This window comes from Halorubrum saccharovorum DSM 1137 (assembly GCF_000337915.1).
In the GTDB taxonomy this organism is placed as follows: domain Archaea; phylum Halobacteriota; class Halobacteria; order Halobacteriales; family Haloferacaceae; genus Halorubrum; species Halorubrum saccharovorum.
In genome coordinates, this window is record NZ_AOJE01000043.1 from 90,194 (window position 1) to 108,475 (window position 18,282).

Annotated in this window: 17 protein-coding genes and 1 pseudogene; 11 read left to right on the plus strand and 7 right to left on the minus strand. The window is 62.2% G+C overall.

What is annotated here, in order from left to right:
• Positions 1 to 178: 178 nt before the first annotated feature.
• From C471_RS09030 to C471_RS09050, 6 genes are all read left to right on the plus strand, one after another.
• Positions 179 to 1,099 (plus strand): Phenylacetic acid catabolic protein, encoded by a 921-nt coding sequence (locus tag C471_RS09030; protein ID WP_049909177.1) that lies wholly within the window; start codon positions 179 to 181, stop codon positions 1,097 to 1,099.
• A gap of 1 nt (position 1,100) precedes the next feature.
• A complete protein-coding gene (locus C471_RS09035; protein WP_004048429.1) occupies positions 1,101 to 1,496 on the plus strand; it encodes a metal-sulfur cluster assembly factor in 396 nt (131 codons plus the stop codon).
• Position 1,497: 1 nt separating this feature from the next.
• A complete protein-coding gene (locus C471_RS09040) occupies positions 1,498 to 1,704 on the plus strand; it encodes a hypothetical protein (RefSeq protein WP_004048432.1) in 207 nt (68 codons plus the stop codon).
• Positions 1,704 to 2,468, plus strand: coding sequence for a Phenylacetic acid catabolic protein (locus tag C471_RS09045; protein WP_004048434.1), 765 nt, complete (start codon positions 1,704 to 1,706; stop codon positions 2,466 to 2,468). Before C471_RS09040 ends, C471_RS09045 begins: the two co-directional genes overlap by 1 nt.
• A gap of 5 nt (positions 2,469 to 2,473) precedes the next feature.
• Positions 2,474 to 2,650 carry a PaaD-like zinc ribbon domain-containing protein gene (locus C471_RS17660; protein WP_004048436.1) on the plus strand — a complete coding sequence of 59 codons (177 nt, stop codon included), beginning with the start codon at positions 2,474 to 2,476 and terminating at the stop codon, positions 2,648 to 2,650.
• A 128-nt stretch (positions 2,651 to 2,778) separates the two neighbouring features.
• Positions 2,779 to 3,615, plus strand: a complete 837-nt coding sequence (locus tag C471_RS09050; RefSeq protein ID WP_004048438.1) for an enoyl-CoA hydratase/isomerase family protein — start codon at positions 2,779 to 2,781, stop codon at positions 3,613 to 3,615.
• Positions 3,616 to 3,690: 75 nt separating this feature from the next.
• Here the strand turns inward: C471_RS09050 and C471_RS09055 are convergent, their stop codons facing one another.
• From C471_RS09055 to C471_RS09070, 4 genes are read right to left on the minus strand one after another with little or no spacing between them, the layout of a single operon-like run.
• Positions 3,691 to 4,677: an MBL fold metallo-hydrolase gene (locus tag C471_RS09055; protein ID WP_049909185.1), complete on the minus strand. Its 987-nt coding sequence runs from the start codon at positions 4,675 to 4,677 to the stop codon at positions 3,691 to 3,693.
• Positions 4,670 to 6,079, minus strand: a complete 1,410-nt coding sequence (locus C471_RS09060; RefSeq protein ID WP_004048442.1) for a UbiD family decarboxylase domain-containing protein — start codon at positions 6,077 to 6,079, stop codon at positions 4,670 to 4,672. Before C471_RS09060 ends, C471_RS09055 begins: the two co-directional genes overlap by 8 nt.
• Positions 6,076 to 7,581 (minus strand): UbiD family decarboxylase, encoded by a 1,506-nt coding sequence (locus tag C471_RS09065; protein WP_004048445.1) that lies wholly within the window; start codon positions 7,579 to 7,581, stop codon positions 6,076 to 6,078. The genes C471_RS09060 and C471_RS09065 overlap by 4 nt, the downstream gene beginning before the upstream one ends.
• On the minus strand, positions 7,578 to 8,075 hold the full coding sequence (locus C471_RS09070) for a hypothetical protein (protein ID WP_004048447.1): 498 nt from the start codon (positions 8,073 to 8,075) through the stop codon (positions 7,578 to 7,580). The genes C471_RS09065 and C471_RS09070 overlap by 4 nt, the downstream gene beginning before the upstream one ends.
• A gap of 143 nt (positions 8,076 to 8,218) precedes the next feature.
• On the opposite strand from C471_RS09070, the gene C471_RS09075 reads away from it, so the two are divergent.
• On the plus strand, positions 8,219 to 8,725 hold the full coding sequence (locus C471_RS09075) for a MaoC/PaaZ C-terminal domain-containing protein (RefSeq protein ID WP_004048452.1): 507 nt from the start codon (positions 8,219 to 8,221) through the stop codon (positions 8,723 to 8,725).
• A 71-nt stretch (positions 8,726 to 8,796) separates the two neighbouring features.
• Entirely contained in the window at positions 8,797 to 9,678 is an 882-nt protein-coding gene (locus tag C471_RS09080) for a thioesterase family protein (RefSeq protein WP_004048453.1), read from the plus strand.
• A gap of 921 nt (positions 9,679 to 10,599) precedes the next feature.
• Here C471_RS09080 and C471_RS18460 read toward each other — a convergent pair.
• A pseudogene (locus tag C471_RS18460) lies at positions 10,600 to 10,931 on the minus strand (IS6 family transposase); the annotation flags it as partial.
• A 648-nt stretch (positions 10,932 to 11,579) separates the two neighbouring features.
• Here C471_RS18460 and C471_RS09085 point away from each other — a divergent pair.
• The gene (locus C471_RS09085; RefSeq protein WP_049909186.1) at positions 11,580 to 12,959 is read left to right on the plus strand and encodes a Cdc6/Cdc18 family protein; all 1,380 of its coding nucleotides are present in this window, start codon (positions 11,580 to 11,582) and stop codon (positions 12,957 to 12,959) included.
• Positions 12,960 to 14,766: 1,807 nt separating this feature from the next.
• On the opposite strand, the gene C471_RS09090 is transcribed toward C471_RS09085, so the two are convergent.
• Together C471_RS09090 and C471_RS09095 are read right to left on the minus strand one after the other, a co-directional pair.
• Positions 14,767 to 15,903, minus strand: a complete 1,137-nt coding sequence (locus tag C471_RS09090) for a Gfo/Idh/MocA family protein (RefSeq protein ID WP_049909179.1) — start codon at positions 15,901 to 15,903, stop codon at positions 14,767 to 14,769.
• Between the two features lie 4 nt (positions 15,904 to 15,907).
• A complete protein-coding gene (locus tag C471_RS09095; RefSeq protein WP_004048457.1) occupies positions 15,908 to 16,876 on the minus strand; it encodes a sugar phosphate isomerase/epimerase family protein in 969 nt (322 codons plus the stop codon).
• A 421-nt stretch (positions 16,877 to 17,297) separates the two neighbouring features.
• Here C471_RS09095 and C471_RS16345 point away from each other — a divergent pair, with 421 nt between their 5' ends.
• Positions 17,298 to 17,438: a twin-arginine translocation signal domain-containing protein gene (locus C471_RS16345; RefSeq protein WP_080505560.1), complete on the plus strand. Its 141-nt coding sequence runs from the start codon at positions 17,298 to 17,300 to the stop codon at positions 17,436 to 17,438.
• The coding region (locus tag C471_RS09100) for a substrate-binding domain-containing protein (protein ID WP_152421854.1) at positions 17,387 to 18,282 on the plus strand (896 nt) is incomplete at its 3' end. The genes C471_RS16345 and C471_RS09100, both read left to right, overlap by 52 nt.

The window sequence follows — 18,282 nt, forward strand, 5'->3', positions numbered from 1 at the left end:
ACGCGATAGCGCCGGCCTGTCGGACGCTGAGAGCGTCCGGACTTCTCGGACCGCACGTTCCGGCTTCCCCGCAGATTCCATTCGGATCACCCGATCGGCCGATATCGCCCGATACAAGAACCGTATACAGCAAACAGTTATAACCTTGCAGTCTAAACGCATTGATGAGATCAGCGCTATGCCAACAGAGAAACGATTCAAGGAGGAGTTGCAGAACGGACGGATGATCGAATCGACCGAAGAGATGACCGACGGCTACAAGAAGGCGCTCAAGCAGATCCTGACCGTTTCGGGGGACACCGAGCTGATGAGCGCGCCGGCGTACTACGACCAGTCGCTCAACGCGCCGTCGATGGACGCCCGCGCCTCCTGTGTCAGCGTCATCCAGGACGAGTTGGGCCACGGTCACATCGCCTACCGGCTGCTGGAGGACCTGGGTGAGGACCGACACGAGCTCATCTACGAACGCGAGCCCCACGAGTTCCGGAACACGTACGGGTTCGACCAGCACATCGACAACTTCGCCGAGCTGGTGTCCGCCCACGGGATGTTCGACCGCGCGGGGATCGTGCTGCTCAGCGACATTCACGAGAACACCTCGTACGCGCCGTGGAAGCGCGCGCTCACGAAGGTGAGCAAGGAAGAGCAGTTCCACCTCCGGCACGGCGAGACGTGGATGCGCCGGCTCGCCAACAACAGCGAGAAGACGCGCCGGCAGCTCCAGGAGGCGATCGACTGGATGTTCCCGATGGGCGTCGAGTGGTTCGGCATGCCCGACGACAAAAAGAAGCACGACGACCAGCTCGAGTACCGGATCAAGGGCAAGTCCAACGACGAACTGCGGCAGGACTGGCTCTCCCGGGCGATGCCGCTGATGGACGAACTGGACCTGGACGTGCCGGCCCACTACGACGAGGAGCGGGAGAAGTACGTGCTCGAGTACGACATGCCGGTCGCGTTCGATCCCGACAACAAGGAGTGGCGCTTCGACGAGCCGATCTCCTGGTCGGACGTCATCGACCGATGGCGCTCTCGCGGCCCGGCCAACGAAAAGTACGTCAACATGATCCAGTCCGGCACGGTCAACGTCCAAGTGTAACATGTCGAGCGCATCCTCAGACCCCGACGGCGCGGCGACGACATCACTGAGCGGCGAGTTCGTGGCGGAGCGACGGGCCGACGCTTCAGCGTTCGAACAGCAGCTGTGGGACGTCCTCGACGAGATCCCCGACCCGCACATCCCGGTCAGTCTCGTCGAGATGGCGATGATCTACGACGTCGACGAAGCCGACGGCCACGTCACGGTCGAGATGTCGTTCCCCTGTATGGGGTGCCCGGCCTACGACATGATCCACAACGACGTCGAGAGCTGCCTCACCGTGCTCGACGGCGTCGACGAAGTCGACGTCGAGGTCGTCTGGGACCCCGTCTGGTCGAAGGACATGCTCACTCCCGAAGTCAGAAGCAAAATGAACGAATCCGGAATCAGCCTCTAACATGAAATACGAAGTATTCGCACGAGTCAACCAAGGCGACGACACCATCCACATCGGAAACGTCACCGCCCAGTCGGACCGCCTCGCGAAAGTGTACGCCCGAAATACCTTCAACGAGGAGGACTGGGATCGACTCGCCGTCGTCAGGGAGGACCACCTCCTCGACGTCGAGGGCGAGGCCAAGCCGACCGTGGAGGTGAGCGCGTAATGAGCGACTGGCCCGAGCCGGCGGTCGACTACGTGCAGGCGATCACCGACACGAAGATCCTCCTCGGCCAGCGGTACGCCCAGTGGAGCCTCGCCGGTCCCTCGCTCGAGGACGACATCGGCGGCGCCAGCGCCGCTCAAGAGGAGATCGGCCACGTTCGCCAGCTCGTGCGCGAGTTGGAAGGACAGGGTCGCGACCCCGACTGGCTCAACGGTGACAGAGAGCCCGAGGAGTTCGCCAACGCGGCGTCACTCGACCGGATCGACGGGAACTGGGCGGAATACCTCGCCTCGATCGCTCCCACCGACCGCGCCGCCTGGTACATGCTGGACGCGATCGACCGCGACGACCTCGACGGGCTGATCACCAAGATCGGCGAAGACGAGTACTTCCACCTCGAGTACCACGACGCCCGCTTGGAGACGCTCGCCGACGAGGACCCCGAGACGATCCAGGCCACGCTCGAGGAGACGCTTCCGCAGGCGCTCGCGCTCATCGGCCCGGCCGCGCACGACGAGTCCGCGGACCCGCTGTACGACGCCGGGTTCACCGACCGACCCGCCGCCGAGCTTCGCGAGGCGTTCGCCGAGCACTACCGAGAGCTGTTCGCCGATACCGACGTCTCCCTGGAGGCCGTCGACTGGGACGCGCCGCCGATCGGGGAGTGGGACGAGACGCGACGGCGCGCCGACGCCGGCGCGATCGCAGAGGCTGACGTCACGCAGATCAGCGGCAAACAGAACGAGCTGTTCGCGATGAACTGATAGCGATGACGAACCAACAGACCGACCCCGTCGTGACCTGTCCGTTCTGTGAGTCGACGGACACGGAGCAGGAATCCGCCTTCGGGAGCGAGATCTCGAAAACGCAGTACTACTGCAACGGCTGTCACACCGTGTTCGAGCGGATCAAGTACGACGGCGCGAATCCGGACACCGGCCGATAGGGAAACACGCCGACATCGGGGGGAATCCGAGCGACCCCGTTCAGCGTCCGCTATGCTCAGCGCCTCTACTGTCCAATTTGGGGCGTTTGGGGAATATTTATGTAGGGTTGGCGTGATCGGTATCATGTATGTCGCTTCGACCGTTCGACGAGCTAGAACTCGAGTATTTCACGACCGAAGTAGATAACCACGTGGGCGTGCTTCGCCTCGACCGGCCGCCGGCGAACGCGCACGACATCGACGTCCTGCTCGAACTCCAGCGCGCCGTCGAATCGATCCGCTTCGACGAGAACGTCCGCGCGGTGCTTTTCGGCAGCGCCAACGACACGTTCTTCTCGACGGGCTTCGACATTCAGGAGCTCGCGGAGGAGTCAGGCCGCCAGGTCGGCTACGCGAGCCAGACCAGCAAGGAGGTCATGATGAAGATCCGGTCGACGGACACCATCTTCATCGCGATGGTCAACGGCCACTGCATGGGCGGGGGCCTCGAACTCGCGCTCGCGTGTGACTTCCGGTACGTCGGCAACGACGAGGACTACAACATCGGGATGCCGGAGATCAGCCTCGGACTCATCGCCGGCGAGGCCGGCACGCAGCTGCTGCCGCGCTATATCGATCGGTCCGAGGCGCTCGAGATGATGCTCACCGGCGAGACGTTCACGCCGGAAGAGGCGACCGAGAAGGGGATCTTCGACAAGATCTTCGCGCCGGAGGAGATCGAGGACGCCGCCTTCGAGTTCGCCGAGCAGATCGTCGAGAAGCCGAGCGTCGCGGTCGGCAACAACAAGCTGGCCGTCAACGAGGGGCTGGAGATGCCGCTTCAGGACGCGCTCGTCCACGAGCGGGAGCTCCAGAATCGCCTGCTCGGCTCCGACGTCGCCGAGGAAGGCGTCACGGCGTTCCTCGAAGACCGCGAGCCCGACTTCCTCGGCGTCGAACTCGGCGACAAGGAGCCCGGCGAGTAAGGCCGGACCCGTCGTCAGTCTGTCCCTCTCCCGCTGTCGTCAGTCCCTTTCTCGCTGTCGCCGATACCTCGGTCGTCAGTCCTCACTCCCTTTCGGCCGTTCCGTCGCCGTCGGCGTGAGCCGCCGCTCCGTCGGATACGCGTCGACCGTCGCCCGAAACCGGACCGGCGAGCGGTCGAGCGGTTCGACGACGGCGACGGCGGCGAGTCGCCGGAGGTGGGCCGCGGCCTCGCCGGCGCCGAACTTCGCGTGGATGTCCGACAGCTCGCCGAACAGCGCCGTCGCCACCTCCCACGGGGTCGGCGGCTCCTCGGCGGCGGCGACCGCCTCGAACGTGGCGGCCGCCCGCTCGCGGTGGTGGCGCCGCACGGCGGCGATCTCGGCCGGGACATCGATCGACGTCCCGTGTCCCGGATGGGCCGTCAGCCCGTCGGACTCGAGCCGGCGCAGCGAGTCGAGATACGTTCCCAGCGGATCGGAGAGTCGGGTGTCGCTGCCGCCCACGTTGGGCGTGTACGTCGGCAACAGGAGATCGCCGAGAAGGAGGTCCGTCTCCGTGCGGAGCGAGGCGTGGCCGGCGGTGTGGCCCGGCGTGTGAACGAACTCGACCCCGCCGACGCGGTCGCCGTCGCCGTGCCGACGAACCGGGTACGTGTCCGGGATCGGCGACGGCGCGTCGCCGTCGGCGACCTCGTCTCGGACCGGCTCCGGGACGCCCCAGCGTTCGAGCGTCTCGCGGTCGCGCCGCACGCGTCGCTTCCGGGCGCTCGCGTACTCGCCGACGAGCGGGGCGTCGCGCCGGTGGAGGTGTACCGTCGCGTCCGCGCGGTCGGCGAGTCGGCAGGCGAGGCCCGCGTGGTCGACGTGCCAGTGAGTAACAAACACTCGTTCGAGGTCGTCGAGCCGGTAGTCGGCGGCCTCGATCCCCTCGCGGAGGTCGCGCCACGCCGCGTCCGTCGGCGGGCCGGGATCGACGACGGCACGCTCGGCCGGCAGGAGGTACGCGCTGTTCACTCCTTCCGGCGTCCCCTCGCCCACGGGAAGTCGGAGCGGATCAGTCATCGCCGTCGAGCCGGTCGGGACGGACCGCCTCATCGAGCCCGAGTTCGTCCCAGCGGTCGGCCAGCGACGCCAGGACGCTCTCGGAGAAGGCAGTCTCCATCGTCACCCGGGGCGCGATGTACTCCTCGTCCCAGCGCGGGTCCCACGTGGCGTTGATGTAGAGCCGAGAGCCGGCGTCCTCGTCGCGGTATTCCGGCGCGGCGGCGCTGGAGGCGTGCGACTCGCTGAACACCCAGTCGTTCGCGGGGTGCGCTTTCACCCACATGTCGTCCAACGCCCGAGCGAGGTCGGTCGGGTCCGCCTGCTCGTCGACGACGAGCACCTTATCGAAGAGGTCCGAGAACGAAAACAGCGTGTTCGCGAGCTGCCACTCGAAGCCGGCGTACAGGATCTCGCTCGAGACGATACAGAGTCCGAGACGCCCTTCGACGGGGATCTGTATCCACCGAACGGGGGAGACGCCCCAGTAGTTTTTCACCCGACGGAACAGCTTCGCGGCCTCGACCAGACACGCCAGGTGGACGTCGTCGGCCAAGGGCCTGTCGAACGGCGCGAACGGTATCGTCGGCTGCTCTCGCGTCGCGATTCCGGTCGTCTCGACCGCGACCGTTGTCGTCTCCTGTCCGATCTCCCACGCCGCGGTCCGGCCGGCGTCTTTCGGGTCGATACCGGACAGTCGGCCGTCGACGCGTACTTCGGCCTCGGCCGGGACGGTCCGCCCGTCGATAGTCGCCAACTGGAGGTCGCTCAGCCCGGCGGCGAGCGCCGGCGCGTCCGGCGTCGGCTGGCCCTGCGTCCACGCCTGCAACGCGGCGATCAGCACCGGTGCCGACACCCCGAGGAGGACGCTCACGTCGGTCCGCGGCGGACACCACTCGGCGAACGGCCGCGGGACCGAGAGCCGAAGCTCGGTGCTTCGTCGCCCCCGTCCGGCGATCGGCGCCCACGTCGTCTCGCCGTCGACCTCGGCCGCGATCACGCCGAGCGAGACGAGCGGAACCCCCTCGCGCGTCGTCGGTAGCCCGAGGTCGTACAGGTCCGCTCCGTCGCAGCGGGTCGCGTCCGGTTCCGCGTCCGGACGCTCGTCGATCGAAGCGGGCTCCCAGCGCGCGAGCCGATCGATCAGATCGACGTACGAGCCGTCAGGCGGGTGACCGAGCGCGCCGGCGATCCGATCCCACGGATCCCGGTCGTCCGAGAAGAACTGGTCGGGACCGCCGTAGACGCCGCTCACCAGCCGAGCGATCCCGGAGGTCTCGGTGAACCGGACGACCGGGCAGCCGTGTCGAGTCGCCTCCGCCGCCACCGCCTCGACCGTCCCGTCCCAGTGGACCGGTTCGGTCACGTCGACGGTGGTGTCGGTCTCTCGGAGCCAGTCGAGGTGGTCCCGGAGCGCGGTCATCGGTCCGCCTCCGTCTCGGCGAACGGGAGATCTCCCGTCTCCACGCCGGCTCGTTCGAGGATGCGCCGCGCTCTGTACCGACGGTCGATGTCGGCGGAGTCGTCTCGGAACCGATCGTCGGGGTCCGCGTCGCCGGCGCTCGTGGCGTCGATGTACGCCTTCGCGGTCTTCGCCTTCGAGGTGCCGGTCTGGATATCTCCCTTCTCCGTCGGCGTCTGGTAGATGTTCAGCGGCACCTTCGGCATCGTCTCGACGCCGAACTGGTGGAAGTCCGCGTCGGGGTCGGCGTGCAGCGCGAGCGCCTCGATCACCGCGCGTTGGTCGAGCGGGTCGACGTCGGCGTCGACGAACACGAAGAAGTCGACGTGTAACATCCCCCACGTCGTGAAGATGAAGTTCGCCATGTCGTGGAGGTAACTCGGGTCCGTCGTTTCTGTCGAGATGACGTACACCGTCCGCGGCGTCGACTTCCACGGCGCGATACACTGGACGTCGAAGCCGGCGGTGCGGAGTCCCAGCGTCGCGTCCGGGCCGACGCAGCCGACCTCCATCGAACTCGTCGCGTTCTCCGTCTCGCCGACGCCAGTCCCCTCGACGCAGAACGGGATGATCGGGTCCTCGCGGCTGGTTATCCCCGTCACCCGGAACAGCGGCATCGACCGCCGGGGGCCGTGCATGTAGCCGAAGTAGTCGCCGAACGGTCCCTCGTCCCGGCGCTCGTTCGGCAGTATCTCCCCCTCGATCACGAGTTCGGCGCTCGCCGGAACCATGAGTTCGTTCGTCTCACAGGGGACGAGGTCGACGGGTTCCCGCTTCAGCCCGCCGGCGTACTCCGCCTCGTTCCGCCCCGTCGGAATCCACATCACGGACGTGTACTGTACGGCCGGTTCGACGCCGACGGCGATCGCGACGGGCATCGGCTCGTCGCGTCGCTCGTACTTGTAGTAGTAGAGGTTCGGCGTCTGCTCGCCCGCCAAAAGCAGGACGCTCGACGTCTCGCTGTCGTGGATCATCGACCGGTGGTACGACCAGTCGACCCACTCGGAGTCCGGGTCGGGGGCGATCAGGGTGTGGAGGTTCGAGTACCGACCACCGTCGCCGGCGTGGATATACGGCCACGGGTAATCGAGGAGGTCCACGTCCTCGCCCGTCTGTATCCGCCGTTTGCACGGGGCGTCGTCGTGCGAGACGATCCGCGGCTCGATCGGGTCCTTCAGCCGGTCGATCACGGACTCGTAGTACTCCTCGTACGAGAGGTCCCGCGGGAGTCCGAGCCCGAGCGCAATCCGGTCCCACGGCCGGCGCTGAGAGCCGCGATACGGGTCGCCGACGAGTCGGGCCGTGTCGACGTCCTCGAACAGCGGCACATCGCCGTCGGCCTCGTTCAACAGCAGCGTCACGGCGCTGGCCTCCAAGTTCCACGAGACGGGCTCGTCGATCCGGTGGAGGTCGCCGCAGGACTCGAGGGCCCCGAGATACTCTCGGAGGCTGTCGGCGGTCATTCGCCCTCGCGGAGCTCGCTCGCCAGTTCGCTTCGCTCCGACTCCACCTTGAGGTCGATGTACTCGCTGACCAGATCCGGGTAGGCGTCGGAGAGGTACTCCAGCATGATCGTCCGGCTGGCCTCCGACACCGACTCGAACTCGCCGCGTTCGGTGAGGTACTGCAGCAGTGTCTTCACCTCCTCCGATCGGGTGTTGATCACCGTCGACTGGTCGTTGACGTCCTCCATCGTCGCCTCCAGCAGGGCGCTGTCGACCTGCTTGCCGTCGTCGGTCTCGATCACGTCGAGATACCACTCCTCCTCGATGTTCTCGTGAGGACCCTTGACGACGGTGAGCCGCTCGGGGTCTGCGAGGTTCTCCGGATCCCTGTCGACTCTCGCCTTGATATCGAAGATTTCCTTCGTCTCTTCGTCGCTCACCTGCAGCCGGATCTCCTCCCCCTCCGGATCGTCGGGCAAGTTGTTTTCGGACGTGACGTACTTTCCTGCCATCCTTGCCGAGGGATACTGGACGGTGTTCAATAAAACCCTTACCAACATTCGAGGGAGCGAGCGCGGAAGCGCGCCGCGAACGGTGAGGCGTCCCCGGAGGAGAAGGGCCACACTCATGTGGTCAGGAGCCGTCGCTCGAGCCGATGACCGATTTAGGCGAGGAGACCCGATACCTCGAAGACATCGAGGAAGGAACGATCCGATGCGGCGAGACGGAGGTCACAGCCGACGATATCGTCGAGTTCGGCGAGCAGTTCGACCCGCTTCCGATCCACACCGACCCCGAGGCGGCGGCCGAGAGCCGCTACGACGGGATCATTGCCAGCGGCTACCACACGTTATCGCTGTCCGTACGGCTGTTAGTCGATGCGGTCCGGAGTAAGCGAGCGGTCGTCGCGGGGGTCGGGATCGACGACGTCCGGTGGCACGCCCCCGTTAGACCGGGCGACACGATCACCGTCGAGACGACGGTGCTCGGGACACGTCCCTCAGAGAGCGATCCGTCAGTGGGGGTCGTTCACGAGCGGATCGTCGCGAAAAAGCGGGACGGAACCGAAGTCCTCACCCTCGAGAACCACGAACTCGTGGAGCGGCGTGACCCCGATGTTGACACTGCGGCGGCCGATTCGGCTCCGGGCACCGGGCGGTGAGGTACGAGCCGCGGTCTGGACTCGTTTGCCGTTTCCTGTACATTCTTATTGCCGGTCGAGTAGAACGCGCTATGCGAGCTATCAGTAATAAGCGCGTCCACTTCGGCGAGTTCGCCGGCCCGCTCGCTCACGAGGCGGCGATCTTCGACTGGCAGCTGATATCGACCCAAGAGCTGGCGGCGGCGTTCGACTACCCCTTCTCGGCGATCCTCGAAGACGACGGAATCCCGTACGCTCCCGTCGTCGTCGACGCGAGCGTCCACCGCTACCCCGCGATCGGCGATGTGGTGAACGTCGACGTCGACCCGGTCGCAGTCGGGGAATCGAGCCTCGACCTCAAGTACGAGATGACCGACGGCGACGGCGATCCGATCGCGACGTTGCGTGCGACACACGTGACGATCGGGCCCGACGGCGGGGCACTACCACTCCCCGAGACAGCGCGAGATGCGTACGCCGCCGCCCGCGTCGACGACGATGTCGACCCCGGTCCGGAACCGATGTCCGAACGCGTGAGAGACGGCGGAGACACGGATCCGACCGCGGTCCCCCAGCCAGAACCGCTCCCGTCATACGGGACGACCGTCCCGATCCGGAGCCCGTACGTCGAGGGTGCAGAACTGGCGTACTTCGAGGAATATCCGCGATTTGCGGGGACCGCTCTCGAAGCGTTCGTTGCAGAGCACGGGCTGAGCGTTGGGGAGACGAGCGGCGAGAAGTGGCCGTACAAGCCCCGTAGCTGGCATTGGGAGTTCACGGCACCGGTACCTTTCGAATCGGAGCTCCGCGTCGATTGCGAGGTGGTCGCCGTCGATCGAGACGTGGTCCGCGTCGCACAGGAGTTTTCGAGCGGTGACACGACGAACATCGATGGCGTCACCGAATACGGCTGTTTCGACCGCACCGGTGAGCCGACGACGTTCGACGAGCCGATGCTTGAACCGCTTCGGTGATCGGAGAATCTGCTTGCAGGTGAAAGCGAGCGATCGCAGCCACTCGTTAGCAGCTTCCGTTTCGACGTTGTTGGACTAGTTTCTGTTTCAACGTTGTTGAGCTAGTAAGGAATCGTATGTTTTGGGAGTATGCATTGAAACTGATACATTGGCGGTAGTATTGGGTTCATATAATATATTTCTAGGATATGTCGTGCGCCTCTGAGCTCGAAATCGTGTTTGCGACAGGCTCGGTGACGTGGAATCGCGCCATCAACGGTAACGATCGCGCCAGCCACGTCGTGTTTGTCACCGAACTCCGCGAGATACGGGTCAGTGATCGCGCTCGTTCGTCAGTGATCGCGCTCGTTCGTCAGTGATCGCTCGTTCTCGTCGGCTCACGCGTGCCGTGTAGGAATTCGGTCGAAACGGCAACGTCGGTCGAAACGGCAACGTCGGTCGAAACGGCAACGACGGCTGCGTACAACCATTCATCGTCGAACAGAGTCCGTTTTACCAACCGAAACGTGACTCAGACACCGACTCGTTTCTGGCTTCGGATCGGCCTGGTGAACTCAGTGTAGACGGTACATCGAGCCCTACGAACACCAGATATATAAGAAAAATATATAGTATTGGAATTTGATTATTATAGCCGCTGGCGTGTCCGAGTGAGTTCCAACCCGTATCTCGCCACCCGTATCTTGCCGGCGGCACCTGACGGGTGATGTCGAGATCGTCGGCGGCAACGAGCCGAGACAACCGGTACTGAACAATCCCATGCTATCGACGAGGGCCGCTCTCAACGGTTGAGAAACGATCGACGGGCGGGCGTGAGAAAGGTACAGTAGTCATGGTCGGCCGCCATTGCGAAATAGAACATTATTTGGACAGTACCGTATTTGGACAGTACCCACCCCCGGGGATGTCCGCAATTTCACGGGAGCGATGACGTATTTCGTTCGTATACGGTTCAATCGCGCCGTGCAGCCAGAACTGCTGACCGTGAAGGCGGATCATCTTTTCGTCAACCGCGGATTGATCCTCGGAGACGGTCGAGATGGGCTGTAGTCGGCTTTATGAAGCCAGCTGTGAATAGCGACGTCTCTGATCAATCCCGTAATCGTCGAGAAATCACTCACTTCTCGTTGAGACATACCGAACAAGTAACAGCGGATCCCTACTTCAATCGCCCATCGCGGTGTTCAATCTCGCTCCACAAACGACAAGTCGATCCACGCGACACGTCTGCTGCGGCGCTCGGTTTCGGCCATAGACACTCTGAAGTCGAGCGCCTCACCCTCTAACGTAACGCGACTCGATGATTCTCGATCGATGATTCTCGATTGGTGTTATCTGGTAGTACCCCCGCCCCCGGGGTTGTCCGCAATTATCCGGAAAAACAGGGGGGCCGGCATAGTCGGGTCAACAAAGCCGACTTTCGGGAGGACTGCCGATCAGCGTGACAAATTCCATTTTCTTCCGGTAACGTATATTATAACTCTTTCTATTATAAGATATATATAGTAGATAGAAGGCCTAAAACGACAGATCCGATCGCAGAATATAGTTATTTAAATACTGTTGCTGCTCTGTCGATCTAGTCACTATACATTCCTACACTCGAATTGCGGACAACCCCGGGGGCGGGGGTAGGGTGTTTGCCTTCCTTTCGTTGCTGGACCAAACGCAGTCCACCAGCCAACACCAACGTGAGCGAGTTCCCGCCCCACTTCGTGTTGTTGAATTGCGGACAACCCCGGGGGCGGGGGTGGAAGGTAGGGTGAAGTTCCTCTCCAAACGCGAACCTGGTGTGTGTCACTGAAATGATTGTAATCCCGGACGAGATGGGGGGTTATTCGGACAAGTCGGACATTACGGACACGGGGGTTTATGTGGGTTGGATACACCAAATGTACACAATGGACTCGTCTCCGTACTCAACGACCTCCGAGATCTTTGCGGTCGGCGGCGAGGATTATCTCAAAGAGGGACACACCCCAACCACGTTGCCGGAGAGGGAAGACGAGATCTTGAAGCTTCGACGCTCGTTGAAGCCCGCGGCCCGCGGTGCCGGCGCCGAGAACACGTTCCTCTCTGGCAAGGCTGGACAGGGGAAGACGGCGGCCGCGAAGGCAGAGCTGGCCGAGCTGGAGGCGTTCGCTGACGCTCAGGATCTCGATCTGACAACCGTGTTCTTTTCCTGTGAAGGAATTTCCTCGAGCTACACGCTCGCGTGTGGACTCTGTGAGGAACTCGGTGGGGTGAACCCTAACGGCCATCCGATGCAGAAGGTCCTTGACCACCTCTGGGACGCGATGAACGAGGTCGGTGGGACCGTTATCATCGTCCTTGACGAGATTGATAATCTCGGTACGGACGACAAGATCCTCTACTCCCTCCCTCGTGCACGCGATAAGGACTACGTCAACGACGATGTCTATCCGTCAATTATCGGCATCAGCAACGACCTCCAGTGGCGTGATAACCTCGATCCTGCCGCGAAAGACAGTCTCTACGATGACTCTATTTTCTTTGCGCCGTACGATGCGGACGAACTCCGCGATATTCTCTCCCGCCGTGCGAGCAAGGCCTTCCGTGACACATCGCTCGTGTATGAAACTCCAGAGGGCGAGGAGTTCGAGATCAACATCGATCTGGACGACGACGATGGCTCGCTTGCCAAAGCTTTCGACCAAATAGACGCCGATCGGACCGATTGTACGCTCCTTCGTATCGATTCAGAAATCCTGTCTGACGACGTGATTCCCCTCTGTGCCGCGTACGCCGCCCAGGACAAAGGGAGTGCCCGCCAGGCGATCAAGTACCTCCGAAAAGCCGCTGCGATTGCTGAGTCCGAGGGTGATGCACACGTCGGAGAAGAGCACGTCCGAGCCGCTCAGGGCGAAGCTGAGCGAGAACTCATCATCGAGGGGATGGAACAGCTCACCACCCAGGGACACCTCGCGCTGGCAGCGGTGACGATTCTCGAACTTGGCGGTCATTCCGGGATTCGGACCCGTGACGTCTATGATGTCTATACATCTCTCTCAGACCATATTGACGCCGATCGCTTGGCCCAACGCCGGATGCGTGACCACCTCATCGAGCTTGACATGTTGAGTATCATTCGCGCGCGCAAATCTGCCTCAGGCTCCGTCGGCGGCGAGGCCTACACGTTTGAACTCCGCGTCGAGCCGTCGACAGCCATCGAGGTACTTGAGGCTGTTTCGCGATTCGAATCGGTTGATTTCAACGAACTTGCGAAGAGGTGGCTGAACGAGCAGCAGACACTGAACTAGCAACGATCGGATCGCTCGTGGTCGTTACTCACCCCCCGGGTGTGTCCGCAATCAATAGAAGCCCCGTCGGCTGTCTCTGTCGCTACACTGGAAACCACCAGACTACACTGGAAACCACTAGAAATGAGAGGTGTCGAAAATCGCGACTTCCAGCGCTGCGTGTTCCTATCATATCCCCGTCATTCTTGATAAACAGGGAGTAAGCCCTTCCACAGACTTCGGCGGCGTTACCTTCGGCGTGAATCGCGGTTAACGTCGGGTGTTTTCGAGCCAGCCTTTAACTGTCTGTATGTCGACATCATCCGAATTATTCGAGAAACATAATGTTCTGTATCCTATTTTGAAAAAGATATGTTCGATACCATGCCAGTCCTCGTGTTGCATATCTTGAAATCGATAGCCTGCTTCGACAAGATCTGGTCCGAGGTGGTCTGCGCTATCGACGAGAAAGCCCACGTCATTGAGCTGATAGCGCCCGTGTAGTTCGATCAGAAACGATCGCGCCATCTGTTTCCTTGCCGTCGAACGGGACTTACGTACTGGATTTCGTCCGCGTACGGATCAACCGCGCTGTATTGCTAGAACTACCGATCGTGACGGTGGAACAACTTTTCGTCAGCCGCGAGTTGGTCCGCGGAGGCAGTCGAGTTCGGCTGTCGATCTACTTTATGAACCAGTCGTGAATAGCAACGAGATCCATATCAATTCCATATCTTTCGAGATATATACTTATATCGAAAAGTGACATGATTCCAAGCGATATCGAATATTTCCTTCAGCCATCTATCGCGGCGTTCGCTCTTGCCCCACAAACGACAAGTCGATCCATTCGATACCTCCGCTGAACCGGTCGAATTCAGTATCGGCTCTGTGAACTCGTCCGCCTCATTCTCTAAGGTAAAACGACCGACCAAGGCCGGGTAACAATCATTGAGACTCCCTCACCGACGCTTCATCAATTCGTTCGCAGATCTCCTCTCCATTACACTTGTAATTTTGTAATCAACATCTGTTCGTAATATCAGAACGATAGTGACGCTATGACAATCGATGTAATTTCATATTCACGATCGCGTGGCACATCGACACGGCTACTCGACAAGCAAGCGGACAGAACGCGCCCAGAATGCGTATCGCTACCACGTGTACCCCTGTATCGCTTCGGTTCCGGTGTCGTCGCTGTGATCGAGGACGTGACCAAGATCTGTCTCATTTCCAGTCTAACGTTTTCTCCCCGCCCTTACGGCTTTGAAACATCGAGATCGCTCTATTTACCTAACTGATCGAACGCTCTTACTCTCCGATCTCTCTGTTCTCTATTACAGAATATATGTCTCAACACGTGACATAAGAACCTATTCGGAGAATCTTTGGTACAAAATTAGACGTTCAACACATTCTATCACCGACACACCGACATCCTGTCGGAATAGCTGTTCTATTATCGGAAACACTCTACAGTCGTCACGGTAACCTTCCGCTGTCAGCGACCGAACTGCCACCCGCAGGATGATCTTCGCTGAGATTATGATCGCGAACGTCGGTGATGCTGCGGGGTACGATGTCATTCAGCTGTATACTCGGAGAGCAACATCGAACAGCCTCGTCTCGTGAAGAAGTCGTTGGTGTCACCGGCAGGGGTACGCCGTCGAGGGGCCGTGGGCCGCCGTCGTCGACGCCCCTGAGCGAATCGGAGCACAGCCTCCGGTTCGCGCCAGGGAACTTTCTCGTCGGGAGCTGAAAGTATCGCGCACCCACGGGTACGCGAAAGCGGGAAAAATGTACCGGTGGCTCCGTGATTCTCGATTCAGATCTCGGTCCAGCGATCCGTCTCATCGCTCCGGCTAATGGCGTCGAGGACGCGCTGAACGGCCAGGCCGTCCTGGAAATTCGGGTGGTACTCGGACCCCTCGGCGACGGCCGTGAGGAATTCGTAGTCCTCGTGAACGAACGTGTGTTCCCAGCCGATGGTATGGCCCGGCGGCCACCAGTGGTCGATGTAGGGATCGTCGGGATCGGTCACGAGAACCGTCTCGAAGCCGCGGTCGTCTCCGCGGAGCACCTCCAGTTCGTTGAGCCGTTCGAGGTCGAATCTCAGGCTCCCCTCCGAGCCGTTCACTTCGATCGTGTGGGCGTTCTTTCGCCCGTTGGCGAAGCGGGACGCCTCGAAGGTTCCCATCGCGCCTCCTTCGAAGACCGCTTGAGCGGAGTAAGCGTCGTCGACGGTGACCTCGCGGGTCTCGACGCTCTCCTGGCTCTCTGCGTCGAGACCACCGCCGCCCTCGCCTGGCACCGGCCGCTCGTCGACGAAAGTGTGGAGGTGGCCGCTGACGCGTTCGATCCGGTCACCGAGCAGGAACTGCGCGAGGTCGATCGAGTGCGCACCTAGGTCACCGAGTGCACCGCTACCGGCCAGTTCCTCGCTGTTCCGCCACGACCACGGCGCCTGCGGATCGACGAGCCAATCTTGGAGATAGGTCGCCCGGACGTGGTGGATCTCGCCGAGGACCCCGTCGTCGATGAGTTCCTTCGCGTACCTGATAGCCGGCACGTACCGATAGTTAAACGCGATCGCGGTGGGGACGTCTGCATCGTCGGCCGCCGCCGCCATCCGTTCGGCATCGTCGGTCGTCGCTGCGAGCGGTTTCTCACAGAGAACGGGGACGCCTGCCTCGAGCGCGGCGATAGCCGGCTCGGCGTGAACGTGATTCGGTCCCACATTGTAGAAGACGTCGACCGCGTCGATGGCTTCCTGCCAATCGGTCGTCGTCCGAGAGAATCCGAGCCGGTCAGCGGCGTCTGCGAGCGCCTCTTCGTCGCGGCCGACGAGGATGTCTCGCTCGATCTCCGGTGCCTCCGGGAAGAACATGGGAAGCCGGGCGAACGCGTTCGAGTGAGCCTTTCCCATGAACCGGTAGCCGAGCATCCCGACAGTGACTGTCATGGTTTCAGGCCCAGTAGGCGTCTCCCGGCTGCGTCTCGAAGACCGCTCGCTGGAGCACATCGACGGCCCGCTCCAGTCCTTCGCGGCTCGACGTGAGCGAGTCCTCGTGCTCGATCGACAGCGCGCCCTCGTAGCCGACCATCCGGAGCGTCGAGACGATGTCCTTCCAGTGGGACTCGCCGTGGCCGTAGCCGATCGAGCGGAACAGCCACGAGCGGTCGGCCTCAGCGGTGTACGGCTCGGTGTCGAGAACTCCCTTCACGCGCGCGTTCGCGTCGTACACCTTCGTGTCCTTCGCGTGGAAGTGGTGAATCGCGTCGCGCTCGCCCAGGAAGCGGATCGCCTCGGTCACGTCGATCCCCTGCCAGTAGAGGTGCGAGGGATCGAAGTTGGCGCCGATCCGCTCGTTCGTCGCCTCTCGGAGCCGCATCAACCCGGTGGGCTCGTACACGAGCATGTTCGGGTGCATCTCGATACAGATGTTCACCCCGTGGTCGTCGGCGTGCTCCGCCAGAGCGGTCCACGTCGGCACGGCGACCTCCTCCCACTGGTAGTCGAGCGCCTCGGCGTGTTCCGGCGGCCACGGCGCCGTAACCCAGTTCGGGACCTCGTCGTTCGGCCCGCCTCCCGGGAGCCCGGAGAAGGTGTTGACGTTTTCCACCCCCAACTGGTCGGCGAGGCGGACTGCCTCTTGGATCTCCGTTACCGCTCGGTCGGCGCGGTCGTCGTCCGGATGCAGCGGGTTGTTGTGCGTCGACAGCGCGCTAATCTCTAGGTCGTGTTCGGCGACCAGCTCGAGCAGCTCTTGCTGTGCCGCTTCGTCGTCGAGGTACTCTTCGCGCGCGAGGTGACTATCACCGACGAACCCGCCGCAGCCGAACTCAACCGCACCGACTCCGATTTCGGAGAGGTATTCCAGCGTCTGATCTAACGGCTCTTCACCCAGTGCCACTGTAAGGACTCCTACATCCATAATCGCCAGATATCCCCGTTCGGAAATAAATGTATGGCAAAAACATTTATATATTCTCGGCCACCCCCGAACTCGTTCCGCTCGGTCGTCGACATGAACCGACGGGTTTCCTGTCTGTCGAACTCCGCCTCGTCGAAGAGTTTCTTGCCCCGGTCACGTAGGTCTTGACGGTGCCGAGGTCGGACGACGGACCGGGCAAGTCTCTCCGGGCCCCTGGTTTCACGATCCGGAGGCCGATGCGGCGCTGTTCGGTGCATTCCGCGAACACGTCGATCTCACGATCGCGCTCGCGAAAAGTGTCTTGCAGGCTCCTCCGACCCGCCCGGAGACCCGACCTAGTCGAGGCCGGATGTGTGAGTGCAACTATCCAAAGATTTAATTACTTCATCTCATCATATCTCTACGACCGTTGCGATAAACCATGACAAAAAAGCAAACGCAAACCGACAGCTCGAGGCGACAGTATTTGAAAGCGATCGGCGCGACCGGCATCGCGGCCGGTATCGCCGGCTGTGCGGGCGGNAGCAAACGCAAACCGACAGCTCGAGGCGACAGTATTTGAAAGCGATCGGCGCGACCGGCATCGCGGCCGGTATCGCCGGCTGTGCGGGCGGTGACGGTGGAGACGGTGGAGACGGAAGCGACGGCAGTGACGGAAGCGACGGAAGCGACGGGAGCGACGGAAGCGACGGCAGCGATTACGAAGCCATCGGGAACTTCCCGCCCGAGGGTGACACCGTGGCGATCGGGTTCAACGGGCCGACNAGCGACGGAAGCGACGGCAGCGATTACGAAGCCATCGGGAACTTCCCGCCCGAGGGTGACACCGTGGCGATCGGGTTCAACGGGCCGACTTCCGGCGCGTTGGGTCCGGACGGGCAGGACCAGGAGAAGGGCTATGACCTCGCGATCGAGCATCTCAACAACGGTGGCGGGCTCGTCGACTACTGGGACCGCCTGAGCGGCGACGGCATCATGGGTCACGAGGTCGAGCCCACGAAGGCCGACACGGCCGGCAGCGCCGACACCGCGCAGGACAACATCGAGCGGATGATCCAGCAGGACAACATCCAGTTCTGGACCGGCGGCATGTCCAGTACCGTGACGATGGCCATGCAGAACGTCGCCCAACGGGAGAAAGTCCCGTTCATGGGCGGTAACTCCACCTCCTCAGGGATCTCCGGGGAGAACTGCTCGCGGTACTACTTCCACCCGACGTTCCACGCGGAGATCATCGGCATGGCGATGGGCGAAGCCGCGCCCTCGGTCCTCGGCGAGGACCGCTCGCTGTTCCACATCTACATGGACTACTCGTACGGGCAGTCGAACCGCGACGCCGCCCGGAAGTACCTCACCGAGCAGGGCCCGTGGGAGCACGCGGGTCAGGCCGCCATCGCGGAGGGTGA